This is a genomic window from Pseudonocardia thermophila (genome assembly GCF_900142365.1).
Classification (GTDB): domain Bacteria; phylum Actinomycetota; class Actinomycetes; order Mycobacteriales; family Pseudonocardiaceae; genus Pseudonocardia; species Pseudonocardia thermophila.
Genome location: NZ_FRAP01000011.1, coordinates 26,439 through 44,838, shown reverse-complemented (window position 1 = coordinate 44,838; position 18,400 = coordinate 26,439). Strand labels below are relative to the sequence as shown.

At 70.3% G+C, this 18,400-nt stretch carries 16 protein-coding genes; 9 read left to right on the top strand and 7 right to left on the bottom strand.

Features of this window, described 5'->3' with window-relative positions; genetic code table 11:
* Positions 1 to 23: 23 nt before the first annotated feature.
* Together BUE41_RS15175 and BUE41_RS15170 are read left to right on the top strand one after the other, a co-directional pair.
* Positions 24 to 821, top strand: coding sequence for an enoyl-CoA hydratase/isomerase family protein (locus tag BUE41_RS15175; RefSeq protein WP_073457766.1), 798 nt, complete (start codon positions 24 to 26; stop codon positions 819 to 821).
* A gap of 69 nt (positions 822 to 890) precedes the next feature.
* Positions 891 to 1,400 carry a winged helix-turn-helix transcriptional regulator gene (locus BUE41_RS15170; RefSeq protein WP_073457765.1) on the top strand — a complete coding sequence of 170 codons (510 nt, stop codon included), beginning with the start codon at positions 891 to 893 and terminating at the stop codon, positions 1,398 to 1,400.
* Positions 1,401 to 1,436: 36 nt separating this feature from the next.
* Here BUE41_RS15170 and aat read toward each other — a convergent pair whose 3' ends face one another.
* From aat to BUE41_RS15135, 7 genes are all read right to left on the bottom strand, one after another.
* The gene (gene aat / locus BUE41_RS15165) at positions 1,437 to 2,120 is read right to left on the bottom strand and encodes a leucyl/phenylalanyl-tRNA--protein transferase (RefSeq protein WP_073457764.1); all 684 of its coding nucleotides are present in this window, start codon (positions 2,118 to 2,120) and stop codon (positions 1,437 to 1,439) included.
* A 42-nt stretch (positions 2,121 to 2,162) separates the two neighbouring features.
* Positions 2,163 to 2,609, bottom strand: coding sequence for a hypothetical protein (locus BUE41_RS15160; RefSeq protein ID WP_200803923.1), 447 nt, complete (start codon positions 2,607 to 2,609; stop codon positions 2,163 to 2,165).
* Positions 2,610 to 2,678: 69 nt separating this feature from the next.
* A complete protein-coding gene (glgX, locus tag BUE41_RS15155) occupies positions 2,679 to 4,790 on the bottom strand; it encodes a glycogen debranching protein GlgX (RefSeq protein ID WP_073457762.1) in 2,112 nt (703 codons plus the stop codon).
* 300 nt (positions 4,791 to 5,090) lie between these two features.
* Complete coding sequence (locus BUE41_RS15150) at positions 5,091 to 5,888, bottom strand: enoyl-CoA hydratase-related protein (RefSeq protein WP_200803921.1); 798 nt, start codon at positions 5,886 to 5,888, stop codon at positions 5,091 to 5,093.
* On the bottom strand, positions 5,885 to 7,096 hold the full coding sequence (locus BUE41_RS15145; protein ID WP_073457761.1) for an acyl-CoA dehydrogenase family protein: 1,212 nt from the start codon (positions 7,094 to 7,096) through the stop codon (positions 5,885 to 5,887). Before BUE41_RS15145 ends, BUE41_RS15150 begins: the two co-directional genes overlap by 4 nt.
* Before the next feature lie 29 nt (positions 7,097 to 7,125).
* Positions 7,126 to 8,268 (bottom strand): acyl-CoA dehydrogenase family protein, encoded by a 1,143-nt coding sequence (locus tag BUE41_RS15140; RefSeq protein ID WP_073457760.1) that lies wholly within the window; start codon positions 8,266 to 8,268, stop codon positions 7,126 to 7,128.
* Positions 8,269 to 8,371: 103 nt separating this feature from the next.
* A complete protein-coding gene (locus tag BUE41_RS15135) occupies positions 8,372 to 9,073 on the bottom strand; it encodes a GntR family transcriptional regulator (RefSeq protein WP_073457759.1) in 702 nt (233 codons plus the stop codon).
* 123 nt (positions 9,074 to 9,196) lie between these two features.
* Between BUE41_RS15135 and BUE41_RS15130 the strand changes: the two genes are divergently transcribed.
* The 7 genes from BUE41_RS15130 (at position 9,197) to BUE41_RS15100 (ending at position 18,388) form a co-directional block, all read left to right on the top strand.
* Positions 9,197 to 10,012: an enoyl-CoA hydratase/isomerase family protein gene (locus BUE41_RS15130; protein WP_073457758.1), complete on the top strand. Its 816-nt coding sequence runs from the start codon at positions 9,197 to 9,199 to the stop codon at positions 10,010 to 10,012.
* A gap of 75 nt (positions 10,013 to 10,087) precedes the next feature.
* The gene (locus BUE41_RS15125; RefSeq protein ID WP_159444911.1) at positions 10,088 to 12,307 is read left to right on the top strand and encodes a hydantoinase B/oxoprolinase family protein; all 2,220 of its coding nucleotides are present in this window, start codon (positions 10,088 to 10,090) and stop codon (positions 12,305 to 12,307) included.
* Positions 12,304 to 12,873: an acetone carboxylase subunit gamma gene (locus BUE41_RS15120; protein WP_073457756.1), complete on the top strand. Its 570-nt coding sequence runs from the start codon at positions 12,304 to 12,306 to the stop codon at positions 12,871 to 12,873. The genes BUE41_RS15125 and BUE41_RS15120 overlap by 4 nt, the downstream gene beginning before the upstream one ends.
* Positions 12,874 to 12,917: 44 nt before the next feature.
* Entirely contained in the window at positions 12,918 to 15,086 is a 2,169-nt protein-coding gene (locus BUE41_RS15115) for a hydantoinase/oxoprolinase family protein (protein ID WP_073457755.1), read from the top strand.
* A 78-nt stretch (positions 15,087 to 15,164) separates the two neighbouring features.
* Positions 15,165 to 16,778, top strand: a complete 1,614-nt coding sequence (locus tag BUE41_RS15110; RefSeq protein ID WP_073457754.1) for an AMP-binding protein — start codon at positions 15,165 to 15,167, stop codon at positions 16,776 to 16,778.
* A 44-nt stretch (positions 16,779 to 16,822) separates the two neighbouring features.
* Positions 16,823 to 17,590: an SDR family NAD(P)-dependent oxidoreductase gene (locus tag BUE41_RS15105; RefSeq protein WP_073457890.1), complete on the top strand. Its 768-nt coding sequence runs from the start codon at positions 16,823 to 16,825 to the stop codon at positions 17,588 to 17,590.
* A gap of 522 nt (positions 17,591 to 18,112) precedes the next feature.
* The gene (locus tag BUE41_RS15100) at positions 18,113 to 18,388 is read left to right on the top strand and encodes a YggT family protein (protein ID WP_073457753.1); all 276 of its coding nucleotides are present in this window, start codon (positions 18,113 to 18,115) and stop codon (positions 18,386 to 18,388) included.
* The last annotated feature ends 12 nt before the right edge of the window (positions 18,389 to 18,400 follow it).

Here is an 18,400-nt window from a genome sequence, read left to right as displayed (position 1 = left end):
GCTCCGCCCGAGGGAGGACCGCCATGTCCGCCGTCCGCTACGAGACCGAGGGGGCGCTCGGCGTCCTCGTCGTCGACAACCCGCCGCTGAACCTGATGTCCGAGGAGGTGATCGCCGGCGTCGCCGAGGCGGTCGACGAGGTCGAGGGCGCGATCGCCGCCGGATCGATCCGCGCCCTGCTCGTCCGCACCGAGGGCCCGCACTTCATGGCCGGCGCGGACGTCCGCGTGTTCCGCGAGCGCTCCGCCCGCCACGCCCGCGCCTTGTTCAGCCGGACGCTCCCGGTGTTCGCGCGCCTGGAGGACCTGCCGGTCCCCACGGTCGTGGCCGTGCAGGGGCTGTGTCTGGCGGCCGGTCTCGAGCTCGCGCTGTGCGCCGACATCGTCGTGGCCGCGGAGTCGGCCCGGTTCGCGCAGGTCGAGCGGCACATCGGCACGACGACGCTGCTCGGCGGCATCCACCGACTCGCCGAGCGGGCCGGCTCGGCCCGCGCGAAGCAGATCGTCTTCGACGGCGAGCAGTACACCGCGCAGCAGTTCGCCGATTGGAACATCGTCAACCACGTGGTGGCCGACGCCGAGCTGCTCGATCGAGCCACCGAGCTGGCCAGGCGCTACGCAGACGGGCCGACGGAGGCGCTCGCCGCGGGAAAGGCCCTGCTGCGGCGCTACCTCGACAACGGCATCCGCGACGCCGATCGCGCCGTGCTCGACCACGGCAGTCCGCTGTTCGACACCCGTGACATGCGGACCGGGGTGGCGAAGCTGCTCTCCGGAGGCAGCCGCAGCATCGCCGCCAACACGGACTTCGCGGGCCGCTGATCGAACCGCGGATCGGGCCGCAGCTTGCTGAGCTGCTGAGTCCTTTTCCGCAACGACTAGACTCCGCCCATGAAGAGGACGTCGTTCGCGAACTGGCCCTGCTCCGTCGCGCGAACCATGGACCTGCTGGGCGACTGGTGGACCCCGCTCGTGCTCCGCGAAGTGTTCTTCGGCATCCGGCGGTTCGACGAGATCCACCAGTCGCTGAGCATCGCCCGCAACACCCTCGCCGACCGGTTGCGCCGGCTGGTGGACGAAGGCCTGCTGGAGAAGCACCCCTACCAGCGCGATCCCGTCCGCTACGACTACGTCCTCACCGAGAAGGGGCGCGACTTCTTCGGCGTGATCGCGGCGATGACCCGGTGGGGCGACCGGTGGCTGGCCGACGAGGCCGGTCCCCCGGTCACCTTCCACCACCGCGCCTGCGGGCACGACACCCACGCCGAGGTCGTGTGCGCGCACTGCGGCGAGCCGCTGCAGGCCACCGACACCGAGATGCGCATGGGCCCCGGTTACCCGCCGCGGCTGGCCCAGCGCCCCGACGTGCGCCGCCGGTTCGCGCTCACCGAACCGCACTGACCGGACTGGGCCGGCCGCGGACGCGGCGTTCGATCGTCAGGTGAACGCCGCCGGCAGCGGGACGTCGAGCAGCGCGGGCAGCCGGGCGAGGTAGTCGGCGCGCGGGATCTCCTGCACCCCGAGCGAGGCCAGGTGCGGGGTCTGCCACTGGACGTCGATGAGCCGGCGCTCGGCGTGCTCGTCGGAGAGGAGATCGACGAGCCCGACCAGCGCCACCTTCGACGCGTCGCGGGCCCGGTGGAACATCGACTCGCCGGCGAACAGCCCGCCGATCGCGACCCCGTACAGCCCACCCTCCAGCCGCCCGGCGCGCCACGACTCCACCGAGTGGGCCCAGCCCAGCTCGTGCAGGCGCACGTAAGCGGCGCGGATGCGGTCGTCGATCCAGCCGTGCGGGCGGCGCGGATCCGCGCACGCGTCGATGACCTCGGCGAACGCGGTGTTCACCCGGATCTCGAACGTCTTGCACGACTTGCGCAGCGACCGCGACACCTTCAGCGCGTCCAGCGGGAGCACCCCGCGCCGCACCGGGGACCACCACGAGATCGGTCCCTCGGGCAGACCGGGGTCCAGCGGCATCGGGAACAGCCCGCGCCGGTAGGCCGCGAGCAGGGTGCCCGGTTCCAGGTCGGCCCCGACCGCGACGAGGTCCTCGCTCCCGTGCTCCAGGACGTCGTCGACGTCGAACCGCCAGCGCGAAGGAGGTGGTTCCACGGGCACGCCCCGACCGTAGCCCGGGGCCCGACGATGATCGCGGCGAGGTCAGCCGCGGGTGTCCTCCGGCGTCGCCTCGTGCCCGCGGCGGCCCTTCGTGCGGCGACGCTGCTCCATCTCGGCCTCGAACACGTGGCGGCGCCCGTCGAGGGTCTGCTCGCGAACCTCGCGCTCCATGTCGCGGAAGGCCGCGTAGTAGCCCTCGTCGAACTCCTCGACGATCTGGAAGGTCCAGCGCCCAGCCAGGACGTTGCGGCCGAGGACCTCGTCCTGGACCCGGTCGGCGAGATCGTCGCGGCCCGCCGCGCGCAGGCCGTCGACGACGTCGTCGAGCAGCAGGTCGCAGCGACCGATGAGCTGGTGGAAGGAGTACAGGTGGCCGCGGACGCGCTCCAGGTACTCCAGGGCCTCGGAGAACTTGCCGTTCGCCTCGACGAGCTCGTCGGAGGCGCCGGCGGGGCGCGAGTGGGCGGCGTCGACCGCTTCGGACGTCACGGCGGTCGCGTACCCCGTTCCGGCTGCGGCCATTCCTGGGCCCAGCGTCCGGGCCTCATCGTCCGGGGCTCAGCGGACGGTGCAGCGCAGGACGAGCATCGAGCGCGGCGGGATGCGCAGCCGGCCGTTCGGCTGCGGGTGGCGGCGGCTGCTCGCCAGCAGCGGGTCCGCCGTGTCCACCTCGATCGTCCACGCTCGGCCGAACGCCTCGTCGGGCAGCGTGAACATCTGCTGGTGGTGTCCGGCGTTGAGCAGCAGCAGGAAGGAGTCGTCGACGATGCGCTCCCCCACCTGGTCGCGGTCCGGGATGCCCTGCCCGTTGAGGTAGATCATGACGACCGGGGCGCGGTCGCGGTGCCAGTCGTCGTCCTGCATGTGCCGGCCGTCGGGGCGCAGCCAGGCGATGTCGTCGACGCTGGACCCGTGGATGGCGCGGCCCTGGAAGAACCGCTGCCGGCGGAAGATCGGGTGCGCCGCGCGCAGCGCCGTCAGCCGGGACGTGAACGCGGTGAGCACGTCGTGCTCGCGAGCCTGCTTCCAGTCGATCCAGGACAGCTCGTTGTCCTGGCAGTAGACGTTGTTGTTGCCCTGCTGGGTGCGGCCCAGCTCGTCGCCGTGCGCGATCATCGGCACGCCCTGGCTGAGCAGGAGCGTCGTGAGGATGTTGCGCTTCTGCCGCTCGCGCAGCGCGTGCACCGCGGGGTCGTCGGTCGGACCCTCCGCGCCGTGGTTCCAGGAGCGGTTGTGGCTCTCGCCGTCGTTGTTGTCCTCGCCGTTGGCCTCGTTGTGCTTCTCGTTATACGCGACGAGGTCCTCCAGCGTGAACCCGTCGTGCGCGGTCACGAAGTTGATCGACGCGATCGGGCGGCGGTTGTCGGCCTCGTACAGGTCGGACGATCCGGTGAACCGGGCGGCGAACTCGCCGAGGCTGGCCGGTTCGCCGCGCCAGAAGTCGCGGACCGTGTCGCGGTAGCGGCCGTTCCACTCCGTCCACAGCGGTGGGAATCCGCCGACCTGGTAGCCGCCCTCGCCGACGTCCCACGGCTCGGCGATCAGCTTGACCCGGCTCACCACGGGGTCCTGGTTGACCAGGTCGAAGAACGCCGCCAGCCGGTCGACCTCGTGGAACTCGCGGGCGAGGCTGGAAGCGAGGTCGAAGCGGAAGCCGTCGACGTGCATCTCGGTGACCCAGTACCGCAGCGAGTCCATGATCAGCCGCAGCGACTCGTGGTGGCGGACGTTGAGGCTGTTCCCGGTGCCGGTGGTGTCGTAGTAGTAGCGCGGGTCGTCGTCGACGAGGCGGTAGTAGGCGCGGTTGTCGATGCCACGGAACGACAGCGTGGGCCCGAGGTGGTTGCCCTCGGCGGTGTGGTTGTAGACGACGTCGAGGATCACCTCGATGCCCGCCCGGTGCAGCGCGCGGACCATCGTCTTGAACTCCAGCACCTGCTCGCCGGCGGTGCCGAAGGACGCGTAGCCGTTGTGCGGGGCGAAGAAGCCGATGCTGTTGTAGCCCCAGTAGTTCTTCAGCCCGCGCTCGACGAGCGTCGAGTCGTGGACGAACTGGTGCACCGGCATCAGCTCGACCGCCGTGACCCCGAGTGACTTCAGGTGCTCGATCATGACGGGGTGGGCGAGGCCGGCGTAGGTGCCGCGGACGTCGTCGGGGATGCCGGGATGAGTCATCGTCATGCCCTTGACGTGCGCCTCGTAGATGATCGACTCGTTGTACGGAACCCGCAGCGGCCGGTCACCGTCCCAGTCGAAGTAGGGGTTGACCACGACCGAGGTCATCATCTTCGGCGCGGAGTCGGCGTCGTTGGTGGACTCGGGGTCGCCGAAGCGGTAGGCGAACAGCTCCTCGCCCCAGGTGATCGAGCCGTCGATCGCGCGGGCGTACGGATCGAGCAGCAGCTTGGCCGGGTTGCAGCGCAGGCCGGCCGCCGGGTCGTACGGGCCGTGGACGCGGTAGCCGTAGTGCTGGCCGGGCCCGACCCGGGGCAGGTAGCCGTGCCAGACCAGGCCGTTGCGCTCGGGGAGATCGACCCGTGACTCGGTGCCGTCCTCGTCGAACAGGCACAGCTCGATCCGCTCGGCGACCTCGGAGAAGATCGCGAAGTTCGTGCCGCCGCCGTCGAACGTGGCGCCCAGGGGATGTTGCGAACCCGGCCAGATGTGCATGTGTGGTTCCTCGTCGAGCAGGAGAGGTCGAGCAGGAGAGCGATGCTCGACGGGTAGCCCGGTAGGTCATCGGCGAAACCGGGCGGTGCCAGCCGGTGCGGCCGGGAGGGCGGCGCGGTCGGGAGGGGCGCGGTCGCGACCACGCCGCGAGTCCCGCGTTCGCCCGGCGAGTCCCGCGAACCGCGGGGCGAGTCGCGCACGCCGCCCGTTGTGTGCTGCGTTCCGCCGCAGGTGCGGCGGCTCCGCCGAGGCACGGCGGACAGCCGGAGCGCAGGGGCCGCGCCGCCGGCCCCGGCGAACTCAGCGGCCCTCGAACACCGGCGCGCGCTTCTCCGCGAACGCGGCGCGAGCCTCGGCGTAGTCGCGGGTGGGTGCCTGCTTCTGCTGCAGGGTCGCCTCGAGCTCGATCTGCGCGGCGAGGTGCCGATGGGCAGCGGCGTCGAACGCCTGCTTCATGCTCCCCAGCGCGACGGTCGGGCCCGCCGCCAGCCGCTGCGCCACCTCCTCGGCGGCCGACCGCAGCTCGGCGGCGGGATGAACGCCGGCGATGAGCCCCCAGTCGTAGGCCTGCTGGGCAGAGAGCTTCTCCCCCAGCATGCACAGCCGCGTGGCTCGGGCGATGCCGATGCGTTCGGTGAGGAACGCGGTGAGCCCGCCGTCCGGGATGAGCCCGACCCGCACGAACGCGAACAGGAAGTACGCGTCGTCGGCGGCCAGTGTGATGTCGCAAGCCAGCGCGAACGAGACCCCGAGCCCGGCGCACGCCCCCTGCACCGCGGCGACCACGGGCTTCGGTGCGGCCCGGATGGCCAGCACGGCCGGGCCGTAGATCTCACGCAGTCGCGTGGTCAGGTCGGGGTGGCCCTCCGGCGTGAGCTCCCGCTCGTCCTTGACGTCCGCACCGGCGCAGAACGCACGCCCCGCGCCGGTGAGCAGCACGGCGCGGACCGCGTCGTCGGCCGCGGCCCGGCGGACGGCGGCGAGCAGCTCCCGGCCCATGTCGGGGATCAGCGCGTTGAGCGCGTCGGGGCGGCGCAGCTCGATCCGCGCCAGCGCGCCGTCGACGGTGTAGCCGATGTGGTGAGCTTCCTCCGTCACGGCCGGTGGCCTCCGATCGTCGCCTTCGCGATGTTGCGACGCAGGATCTCGGCACTCCCGTCCGCGATCCGCACGATGCGTGCGGTGTGCCAGCCGTCGTAGAGGCGCATCTCGTTCGTCAGCCCCATGCCTCCGTGTACCTGCATGCAGCGCTCGTACACCCGCGAGCACATCTCGGTCGTGAACACCTTCGCCATCGCCACCTCAGTGTGAGCGGGTTCACCGGCCTCGAGGCGGGCAGCGCAGTCGCGAGACATCGCGTCCCCGGCGTAGATCTCCACCGCGCAGTCCGCGATCTGGAACGACACGCCCTGGTACTGCGCGATCGGCCGGCCGAACGTCGAGCGCTCGGCGGCGTAGGCCGCCGCCCGGTCCAGCGCCCACATCGCCATGCCGACGCACCGTGCGGCGTTGTAGAGTCTGCCGGTCGACACGCCGGCCATCGCCAGCGGGAAGCCCTTGTGCAGCTCGCCGACGAGTGCGTCCTCCGGGACGTGCACGTCTGTGAAGCTGATGATCCCCTCGTGCCCACCGGCCTGTCCGAACAGCTTGATCACGCTGTCGACGGCGAATCCCGGGGCCGACGTCGGCACGAGGAAGCAGCTGATCCCACCCTTGCGGGCGCGGCGCAGCTCGTCGTCGGTCACCGCCCAGACGAAGACCCAGTCCGCCTCGGGGGCGTTGGTGATCCACTGCTTGGTCCCGTTGATGACCCAGCCCTCGTCGGTGCGGCGCGCGGTCGTGGTCATCGCCCACGCGTCCGTGCCGGCGTCGGGCTCTGACATCCCGAAGCAGCTCGTCGTCGTACCGGCCAGGTAGGCGGGCAGCATGCGCTCCTTCGCCGTCGGCGTCAGGTACGAGCAGAGGACGCTCGGTGCGTAGCTCCAGTGCGCGACCGACGCGTACGGCAGGATCCGGCCGGGACCGTACCTGGCGTGCAGATGCCGCCACACCTCGTAGAGGGCCATCGGTCCGAGGCCGCCGCCGCCGATGTCCTGCGGCGCGAACATCGTGTAGTAGCCGGCCTCGGCGGAACGCTCCCGCACCTCCCGCAGCAGCTTCCGCACCGGCTCGGAGTAGGCGCCGTTCGGCGCGTAGAAGTTGCGGCCGTGGTCGAACAGGTGCGCATTGCCGTTCTCCAGCGGCACCACCACGGCGTCGACGAAGTCGGACAGTCCGTTCAGCAGGTCCTGGATGTCGGTGTCCACGCCCGCTCCCTCCGCTAGCGGTGCCCGGGTCACGCCGCGTCGGAGAGCAGCGCCCGGGCGATGATCACCTGCTGGATCTGGCTCGTTCCCTCGTAGATGCGGAACAGCCGTGCGTCGCGGTACAGCCGCTCGACGGCGACGCCGCGCATGTAGCCCGCACCGCCGTGGATCTGCACGGCCCGGTCGGCGACCCGGGAGAGCATCTCGCTGCAGAAGTACTTGCAGCAGGCGTTGTGCATGCGGTCGTCCTGCCCGGCGTCGTAGGCCTGGGCCGCCTGCAGGACCATGCTGCGCCCGGCGAAGCACTCGGCCTTCGAATCGGCGAGCATCCCCTGGACGAGCTGGAACTCACCGATGGGGCGGCCGAACTGGGCACGCGACCGCGCGTAGGCGATGCTCTCGTCGAGCAGCCGGTCGGCGAGCCCGACGCAGATCGCGGCGATGTGCAACCGGCCGCGTGAGAGCACCCGCATCGCTGCCCGGTACCCCTCCCCCTCCTCGCCGATGAGGCCGTCCGCGGGGACGGCGACGTCGGTGAAGAAGACCTCGGCGGACAGCGCCCCGCGCTGGCCCATCTTCTCGTCGGGCGGGCCGACGACCAGCCCGTCCGAGCTCCGGTCCACGACGAACGCCGAGATGCCCTTCGATTCGCCCCGGTTCCCGCCGGTCCGGGCGAAGACGACGAACAGGTCGGCGTCGGGCGCATTCGTGATGAACCGCTTCGCACCGTTGATCACGTAGTGATCGCCGACCCGGCGGGCGGTGGTGCGCAACGACGCCGGATCGGAGCCGGCCTCGGCCTCGGTGAGCGCGAAGGAGACCACCGACTCCCCGGAGGCGATGCGGGGCAGGTAGCGCTGCCGCTGTTCCTCGCTGCCGAACTGGAGGATGACCTGGCCCGCGATGCCGTTGTTGGTGCCGAGCATGGAACGGAACGCCGGGCTGGCGTATCCGAGTTCGAACGCCAGGCGGACCTCCTCGGACATGGCCATGCCCAGCCCGCCGTACTGCTCCGGTATGGAGAAGCCGAACAGCCCCATCTCGGCGGCCTTGCGCCGGAGGTCGTCGGGCACCCGTCCGGTGGCCTCGATCGTTTCCTCGAGCGGCAGCACCTCGTCGCGCACGAATCGCCCGACCTGGCCGACGATCAGTGAGACGTCGTCGGGGTCCATGGTGTCTCCCTCCGCAGGTCGCGAGATCAGATATAAAGAATCAAGTCGCTGGATCCACCGCGGCGCGGGGCGCCCGACCGGCGGATGTGATCGATCCGACCGACTAACCGGACGGGGTGGTGTCCCGCTCCGCCCAGAACCCCGACGCCCGCAGCATCGCTACCGCCTGCTCCGCTCCCGAGCGGAGGTGGTCCGACGCCGCCTTCCGCGCGGCCTCGGGATCCCGGCTGCGCAACGCCGCCACGATCGCACGGTGCTCGATGATCGCCTGCCGGTTCCAGTCGTCAGTGAACTCGAAGAACCGGCTCGGCATCCCGGCCGCGAGCGCCCGCAGCGCCAACCGCAGCCTGCGCGAAGCCCCGGCGGTGTTGATCACCCGGTGGAACTCGTAGTTGAGCGCCTCTTGCTCGGCGTTGTCGGTGCTGGACTCCATCGCCTCGATGAGTTCGTCCAGCGTGTTGAGATCGGCCGCGGTCAGCGCCGTGGCCGCCCGGCTCGCCGCGAGGCCCGCCAGGGTGCCGTACACCTCGTAGGTGTCGAGCACGTCCTGCGGCGTCAGGGACGCGACGAAGGCGCCCCGCCGCGGGATGTTGTCGATCAGCCCGTCGGCCTCGAGGCTGATGATCGCCTCGCGGACCGGGAGCCGGCTCATCCCCAGCTGCTCGGCGATGGCGTCCTGGTCGATGCGGTCACCGGGGCGCAGCTCCCCGGCGTAGATGCAGTCCCGAAGGTACTGGGCGGCCTCCTCCTTGAGGTTCCCCCGCGGACGGCCCCGGCGGAGCCGCTGCCGAGTCGATCGGACCATGCTGCCCCCTTCGTCGGGCTACTCCTACGCCCGTCTCGGCGCGGCACGGTACCGCGACTCCTGTTCTTGGCACCCTCGCACCGTGGTGCTACTTTATCAAATATCCGCTAAGGAGGTGGCCCAGTGTCGGGTGACCTGGAGCGCTATTCGCCGTTCGGCAGCGTTCGCGTCGAGCGCACTGCCGACGGCGTCCTGGAGATCGTGCTGTCGAACCCGGAGCGACTCAACTCCGTGGGCCACGACGGGCACCGGGACCTGGCCGACATCTGGCCGGTCGTCGATCGCGACCCGCATACGCGGGTGGTGATCGTGCGCGGCGAAGGACGGGCCTTCTCCGCAGGCGGCGACCTCGACTTCGTCGCCGACGTGGCGTCCGACCACACGGTGCGCGCCCGGGCGCTGCGCGAGGCCCGCGACATCGTCTACAACCTGATCAACTGCTCGAAACCCGTCGTGTCCGCGATGCACGGCGTCGCAGTGGGCGCTGGACTCGCGGTGGGCCTGCTCGCCGACGTGTCGATCGCGACGCCGGATCTGCGGATCATCGACGGGCACACACGGCTCGGGGTAGCCGCCGGCGACCACGCCGCGATCGTCTGGCCGCTCCTGATCGGTCCGGCCAAAGCCAAGTACTACCTGATGACCTGCGAGCCGCTCAGCGGTGCGGAGGCTGAGCGGCTCGGGCTGGTGTCGCTGTGCGTGCCCGAGACCGAGCTGCTGACGAAGGCCCGGGCGGTCGCTGCGAAGCTCGCTGCCGGTTCCCCATCGGCGATCGCCTACACGAAGTGGACGATCAACAACTGGCTGCGGCAGGCCGGGCCGACCTTCGACGCCTCGCTCGCCTACGAGTTCCTCGGCTTCGCCGGACCGGACGTCGCCGAAGGACTCACAGCCGTGCGGGAGAAGCGCGAGCCGCGCTTCACCACCGAAGTCCCGTGACTGTTCCCCGGGGTGCCGGCCCCGGTGTCCCTCCGTCGCGCCCACGTCCGGGCGCCCATCCGTACGCCGAGGAAGGTGACAGGATTGGCAGGCGACAAGCTCCTCGGGCAACGCACGTTGCTCGAGCAGATCGAGTACACGGACGAGCTGACCTCGTCGGGCTACTACTACGGACTCCGCTCGCTGCCCCGCAAGGAGCAGGATCCGATCACCTACGAACGCTTCTACGACGCGGTCCACAGCGCCGTCATGGGCGCCCGCGAGACGTCGAAGAACGTCGCCGCCTCTCCCGGAGCACGTGAGCTGGGCGAGCTGTTGTTCGCGCTGCTGACTCCGGAGGGTCACGCGGTCGCGGTGTCGTCGGGTCTGGTCGGTCACCAGGGCGCGTTCCGCATCGCGATCCGGTACATGGCCGAGAACGGCTACGACCGCAACCCGCAGATCCGCCCTGGCGACATCTTCACCGCGTGCGACCCGGCGACCACGGGCACGCCACACCCCGGCGACGTCTACACGTTCGTCCCGCTGTTCTACAAGGACGAGTTCATCGGTTGGGCGGCCGGGATGAACCACACCATGGAGGCAGGCGGTGCCGTGCCCGGCGCGTGGCCGCCGTGGTCGCCCAACACCTTCACCGACGGATATCTGCTGCCGCCGACGAAAGTGGGCGAGGACTACGAGGACTACACCTGGCTCTACAAGCACTTCGAGCGCCGCACCCGAGCGCCGATGTTCAACATCCTCGACCAGAAGATGCGGGTGGCCGGCTGCCGGATGGTCGTGGACTCGGTCACCGAGGCGATCGACAAGTTCGGCCTCGACTACTTCAAGGATGCCACCCGGGAGATCATCGAGGAGACCCGGCGGATCTGCTCTGACAACGTCAAGCTGCTGACCGTCCCAGGCCGCAGCCGGTTCGTCGCCTTCCGCACCGTCCCCTATGCGGGCGTCGTCGACGGCGTGTGGCCGCAGTCAGCCAAGAACTGGTTGCTGCACCTCCACTCCGAGGTGCAGATCGACACCCGCGAGGGCCAGGTGCACGTCAACTGGGACAAGATCTCCCCGGCGAACTGGCACGCACAGGGCGGCTACAAGGGCATCATCGAGTCGAACCTGTGGCTGAACGTGATGGACACGATCGGCCTCGGGCTCAAGCCGAACTCGGGGATGAACCTCGCCGTCACCTACGACATGCCCGAGGGCGGCCTGTTCAACCCGCCGAACGACCGGCACTCCGCCGGCAACCCGTGGGCGTCGAGCGTTGCGCTGTTCAACTGCTTCGGCGGCGGGCTGGAGGTTTCCAAGCGCGCCCGGGGGTTCGTTGAGGAGGCCTGGAACTCCGATCTGTGCTGGACCGGCATCCAGGGTGAGATCACGCTCAAGAACGGGTTCAGCTTCGGGTTCTGCCAGATGGACCTGCTGGGTGCGTCGGCGACTCCGGCGCGGCCCTACATGGACGGTGAGCCGCTCGGCACGGCGTGGTGGAACCCCTCCTCCGACACCGGTTCCGTCGAGGAGTGGGAGTACGTCCTGCCCGGCATCTACTACCTGTCCAAGAACGTCCTGCCCAGCTACTGCGGGCATGGCCGGTTCCGCGGTGGGCTGGGCATGCAGCTGGCGTTCGCGGTCTCCGACGAGGTCCAGGAAGCGATCATCGGCAAGATCGGCGCGAGCACCGGCAACTACTTCACCGGGCAGGCCTCGATCCCAGGCGGCGGCTACCCCGCGCCGACGTCGACCCTCATCGTGTACCGCCAGACGAACATCCTCGAGCTGCTGCGGCAGGGCGAGTACCCCGGCGGCATGGCCGAGCTCGCGGAGTGGATCGAGTCCGGCAAGCTCACCTACACCGACCGCGAGCTGCACAAGGAGGAGGTCGGGGCGCTCTTCGTCAAGCCCGGGGACATCTACATCGTCGCGGGCAACGCCACCGGCGGCTGGGGCGACCCGCTGCACCGCGCGGTCGACGCCGTCGCCCTGGACGTCAAGGAGGGCTTCATCCCCGCCTCCGTCGCCGACCGTGTCTACGGGGTCCCGGTCGACGAGACCGGATCGGCGACCGAGTCGCTGGAGGCCGCCGCAGAGGCCCGTCGCGCGGAGATCCGCCGCGACCGCGAGGCATCCTCCGTGTCGTTCGAGGAGTTCTGGCGCACCGAGCGCGAAGTGGTCAGGAGCGGCGAGCTCCCACAGTTCCTCACCGATGCCTACGCGGAGCTCAACGGCTTCTCCCCGAGCTTCCGCGAGGAGTTCGCGCGGTTCTGGCAGCTGGACGCCGAGGAGGAGGCACAGTCATGAGCGAGCGGGCTTCCCGCGATGTGCTGCGCGATCTCGAGACATCCCGCATGAGCTGGGGCGAGGTCCGCGAGATCCTGCGGCAGGAGAAGACCCCTGACCGGTTCGCCGAGTACCACGCCGCGCTGGCCGAGGCGACGCCCTTCGGCGACGACGTGCTCCTGCGGCTCGGCGAGTACCTCTACGTCGTGCGCGAGGCGGACGGGACGCACACGGTGCGCTGCGGCGAGTGCAGCCACGCGTTCGGCGACCCCCGGGTGAACTGGAAGCTCTCCGCCCGGGTGCGGATCCGCCGCACGCTCGAGGAGTTCATGGAGATCTACCACTACGAGGAGGTCTGCCCGGAGCCCGGGATCGCCGAGGTCCGGGAGTACCTCTGCCCCGGATGCTTCACGCTGCTGAGCGTCGAGTGCGTGCCGATCGGCTACCCGCCGGTCTTCGAGTTCCTGCCCGATCTGGCGTCGGTCTACGAGGACATCCTCGGCCAGTCCGCTCCGGCCGATGAGGACGGGAAGTGGGTGTTCGAGGACCGAACGCTGCAAGCGGTGCAGAAGTGGGGCACCGCATGAGCAACCACGACCGATCCCGAGACGGCCGGCAGGGAGCGTAGACGATGACGACCGCACAGTCCGAGCACTCGCAGATCATCCTGGCGACCGACGCCGGCGGGACGATGACCGACGCGTTCGCGGTGTCCCAGGACGGTTCGTTCAGCATCGGCAAGGCGCTGACCAACAAGGTCAACGAGGCGATCAGCTACGCGAACGGCTACGAGAACGCGGCAGCCAACTGGGGCATGTCCCTGGAGGAGCTGCACGCGAAGTCGATCGCGAACATCTACACGGGCACGCTCTTCCTCAACACGCTGCTCGAGCGGAAGGGCCTCTCGGTCGGGCTCATCACGACCAAGGGCCAGGAGAGCATGTACATCCACGAGCGCGGCCACTCGTGGCTGGGCCTGGAGTGGGAGGAGGTGCTGCACCACAAGCTGCACCACCACACCGGCGGCGACATGTTCCGGCTGCGCGCCGCACTCGTCCGCGGTGTCGCCGAGCGGGTCGCCAGCGGTGGCTACTTCATGCTCACCGAGCCCGGCCAGGTCAAGGCGCCGCTCAACGAGGCCGAGACCCGCGATGCGGTCAACGCGCTCCTCGACGAGGGCGTCGCCGCGATCGCCGTCGTGCTGCTGTTCTCCTACCTCAACCCCGCCCACGAGCGCCGCGTCCGCGAGATCGCCCAGGACGTGATGCGGGAGCGGGGCGTCACCGTGCCGGTGATCCTCTCCAGCGAGATCGCGCCGGTGATGAAGGAAGTCCAGCGGATGAAGAGCGTGCTCATGGAAGCTGCAGGTGGGCCGATCGTCCGCGAGATGCTCCGCAAGGTGGAGCAGGCGGCGAACGAGCGCGCCTACCGCGGCGAGCTCGCCACGATGGCCAGCTACGGCAGCATCGTCAACATCCGTCACCCGCGCATGTACGAGACCATCCTGTCCGGCCCGACCGGTGGTTTGATCGGCGCGAAGACGATCGGCGAGATCCTCGGCGAGCGCAACATCCTCACGGCCGACATCGGTGGCACCAGCTTCGACGTCGGGATGATCCAGGACCACCACATCTCGCTGCGCAAGGAGCCCGACTTCGCCGGGCACCGGCTAGCCCTGCAGATGGTGGCGCTGGACTCGATCGGTGCCGGTGCCGGCAGCGAGGTGCGCGTCGACCCGAAGTTCAAGCACATCACCCTCGGCCCCGAGTCCGCCGGCTCGGACGTGGGCAAGTGCCTGCGCCACCCTCGGGTGACGGTGTCGGACTGCAACGTCGTGCTCGGCTTCCTCGACCCGGACAACTTCCTGGGCGGCGACGTCACGCTCGACCGCGAAGCAGCGATCCGGGCGGTGCGCGAGGACATCGCCGAGCCGCTCGGCCTGGGCGTCGAAGAGGCTGCGCAGGGTGTGCTGGAGGTGCTCAACGCGAACCTCAACCACCACCTGCTGACGATGCTCAAGGCACGCGGGGCGAACCCGACCGAGTGGACGATGTTCATGTTCGGCGGGGCGGGTCCTCTGCACCTGTACGGCATCGACGTGCCGTTCCAGAAGGTGTACACCTTCCCGTTCGCGGCGGCGTTCTCCGCGTTCGGTGTGGCCTGCGCGGAGTACGCGAAGCGGTTCCACCAGGGTGCGTCCTACATCATCCCGCCGGGCGCGGACCGCGACGTGAAGGCGTCGATCGCGAAGGCGATGGGCGACGCCTACAGCGCGCTGCGCGACCAGGGCGTCCGCGAGCTGAACAGCGAGGGACAGCTGGCGACGAAGGAGGTCCTCTACGGGGCGTCGATGCGCTACGTCGGCGTGCTGGAGGTGCTGGACGTGACCTTCACCTTCGGCGCCGTCATGACCCCGGAGGACCTCGACCGCGCGATCGCCGAGTTCGAGGAGAACTACGCGAAGATCTACGGCAAGGGCGCGGCGCTGCCGGAGTCCGGGTTCTTCGTCAACGAGCTGTTCGTGCACGTCGTGGCGGACAAGCCGAAGCCGAGGTTCGTGCGCTACGAACTCGCCGACCCGCGGCCCGCCGAATCGGCCCGCAAGGGCGAGCGGCAGGCGTACTTCGCCGGCACGTGGCAGACCACCCAGGTCTACGACATGGACGGGCTCGTCGCGGGCAACGTGGTGCGCGGGCCCGCGATCATCGAGCACCCGATGACGACGCTCGTCGTGCCGCCGGGCGCCGAGGCGCGGTTCGACGAGCACCGGTTCATCGAGTACCGCGCCGCCGCGGGCTGATCCCGGTTACCGCGCTGCGGTGGAGGGCCGGCGATCCGGCAAGACCGCCGGCCCTCCACCGGGGTTGGAGGAGCGAAGATGCCCGAGCCCTTGCCCGAGCCCGACCACGCCGACATCACCACACTGCGCAAGCTCCTCGTCGACCGCGAGACGACCTACCGTGACGCGACGTTCCTGCGGTTCGAGGACCGCGCCTACACCTACGCGGAGCTCGCGAGCACCAGCAACCGCATCGCGAACGCCCTGCTGGAGAGAGGGCTACGGCCGGGCGACCGGTTGGCGATCTGGATGCGCAACCGACCCGAGTACTTGGCGTGCCTGTTCGCGGCCGCGAAGGCGGGCCTGGTCGCGGTCACGCTGAACCCCGCCGCGCGGGCCGTGGACGGCCGCTACCTGCTCGAGGACTCGCAGGCCAAGGCGATCGTCCTCGGCCCGGAAGTGGCCGACGCGTTCGCCACGATCCGGGCCCAGCTCAGCGACCCGCCGCCGGAGTTCGTCACGGGCGCCCGCGGGGACACCACCGCCCATGAGCTGGCGGCGGCCAACGGGTTGCGACCTTACGACGAGCTGCTGAGCGGATCCGCGCAGCTGCCGCCGGATCCGGGGATCGGCCCGGGCACGCCCGCGAGCATCATCTACACGAGCGGGACGACGGGCCCACCGAAGGGTGTGGTGCTCCCCCACGGCGCCTACCCGAACACCGCCCGCTGGTACGGCCAGCACGTGCTGGGAGCGGGGCCGGACGACGTGTTCTTCACGTGCCTTCCGCTGCACCACTGCAACGCGCAGATCTTCACCACCGCCACCGCGCTCATGCAAGGGGCGTCGGTGGCGATGGTGGAGAACTTCTCGGCGTCGCGGTTCCTCGACCAGCTCCGGCACTACGGCGCCACGGTCTTCAACTTCATCGGGATGATGCTGGTCGCGCTGTACAAGCAGCCCGTCCGGGCCGACGACGCGGACAATCCAGCGACCCGCGCGTTCGGCATCCCCGTCCCGCCGGACCTGGGCCGGGAGTTCGAGCAGCGGTTCGGTGTCACCCTCCTGGAGGGCTACGGCGCCACGGAGACCGGCTGCGGGTTCGTCTTCAGCACGCCGAGCGAGCGTCGCTGGGGCTATGCGGGCCGTGCACTCCCGTACGCCGAGGTGCGCGTCGTCGACGAGGAGGACAACGACGTCCCGACGGGCGAGGTCGGGCGGATCATCATGCGGCCCAAGCGCGACCACATCTGGATGCTGGAGTACCACGGCAAGCCCGAGGCGACGGCGAAGGCGACGCGCGACGGCTGGCTGCGGCTCGACGACTTCGGGGTGCTCGACGAGGGCGGCTGGCTGGCGTTCCGGGGCCGCGGCCTGGACTGGGTGCGCCGGCGCGGTGAGAACATCTCGGCGATCGAGATCGAGGACACCTGTGACCGCCACCCGAGTGTCGCGAAGTCCGCGGTGGTGGCAGTCCCGTCGCCGCTCACCGAGGAGGAGGTCAAGCTGTACGTCGAGTGGAAGCCCGACGCCGAACCGGACGTCGAGGGGCTGATCGCCTGGCTGCGCGAGCGGCTGGCCGAGTACAAGCTCCCCCGCTTCGTCGACTCGATCCCGGAGATCCCGCGGACCGCTACCGGGAAGATCGCGAAGTACCGGCTCGACCGGTCCCCGAACGGGCAGTGGGACGCGGAGACGGCGCGAACCCGGTGATCGACAGCGAGAACGACGCACGGAACGCTCAGGAGGGGAAGACGGTGGGCGACTTCGACGGCAGGGCGGTGCTGGTGACCGGCGGCAGCGGTGGGATCGGCGCCGACGTGTGCCGGCAGGTCGCCGAACGCGGCGGCCGGGTCTGGTTCACCTACAACAGCCGGGAGGAGGCGGCCAAGAGCCTCGCCGACGAGCTGCCGGCGGGGTCCGTGGCCGGGTACGGCGCTCTGGACGTGAGCGACCTCGGCGCAGTGCGGGCCACCGTCGAGGCGGCGCACGCGGCGATGGGTCGCATCGACGCCCTCGTCAACACAGTCGGGCACCTGAACCACCTGACGCTGTTCGAGGACGTCGACATGGAGGTCGTACGCCGCACGATCGACATCGAGCTCTACGGCGTCATCCACCTGGCCAAGGCGGTCCTGCCGCACATGCGCGCGGCGGGTTACGGCCGGATCGTCACGGTGGGTTCGGACAGCGGGAAGGTCGGATCGAAGGCCGAGGCGGCCTCAGCGGCGGCGCGCGGCGGCGTGATCTCGTTCTCGAAGGCGCTGGCCCGCGAGGTGGCCGATACCGACATCTGCGTCAACGTCGTCTGCCCCGGGCCGACCGACACCGGCCTGCTGCAGGAGATGCTGGCCGATGGAGGCATGTCCGGGAAGCTGATGAAGGCCATGGTTCGGGCCGTACCGAAGCGGCGGCCGGGCAGGCCGGCCGAGGTGGCGGCGATGGCGGTGTTCCTGGCGAGCGAGCAGGCGTCGTACGTGACGGGGCAGGCGATCAGCGTCAGCGGCGGCCTGACCATGTGCTGACCGACGCGCGGGCGAGCGCTGGCTCGGACTCTCCCTCCTCCCCGGGCCTCCACCCGGCCGCCCGGCAGCTCCCAGCGACCGGCCTCGCGAGTCGCGCGCTCTGCCCGGCGAGTCACGCGTTTCGCTCACCGAGTCCCGCGATCCGCGAGGCGAGGCTCGCGTACGGCACCGTCGAGTCCTGCGGTTTCGACCCCAGGCCACGCGCCGACCTGGCCCGGAGCCGTGACACCACGCGAGTCCGCATTTCGGGCTCGTCGAGTTCGGGGTTCGAGTACGACGGGACCGGAGTTGGACACGCACGGCCCGGCCCCACGTCCTGCACCGGTCCTCGTCCGGGCAACTCGCCGTACGGTGCGGGGCAACGCGCGCTGCCGCTCCGGGCAACTCGCCCTCCCGGACGGGGCAACTCGCGCTGCCGCTCGGGGCGACTCGGCGCCACGGGATCCACGACTCGCCGCCGGGCGAGGGACGCACCTCCGGGCCAACCGGACACTTCCGGCGGCGCTCGTGCGTTGGACCGGCATGGGGCTGATCGGGACGCTGCTCGGTTACGTGGTGACGCTGTTCATCCTGGTGATGCTGGTCCGGCTGGTGCTGGACTGGGTGGCGCTGGCCGGGCGGAGTCCCGACTGGGCCACGCGCACCCGCGAGCTGACGCACCGCGCCACCGAGCCGGTGATCGCTCCGGTGCGGCGGGTCCTGCCGCCGGTGCGGGCCGGCGGGATCGGTATCGACCTGGCGTTCACGCTCGTGTTCGTGGTCGCGATCATCGTGCGCTCGATCCTGTTCAGCCTCTGATCATCGGCGGCT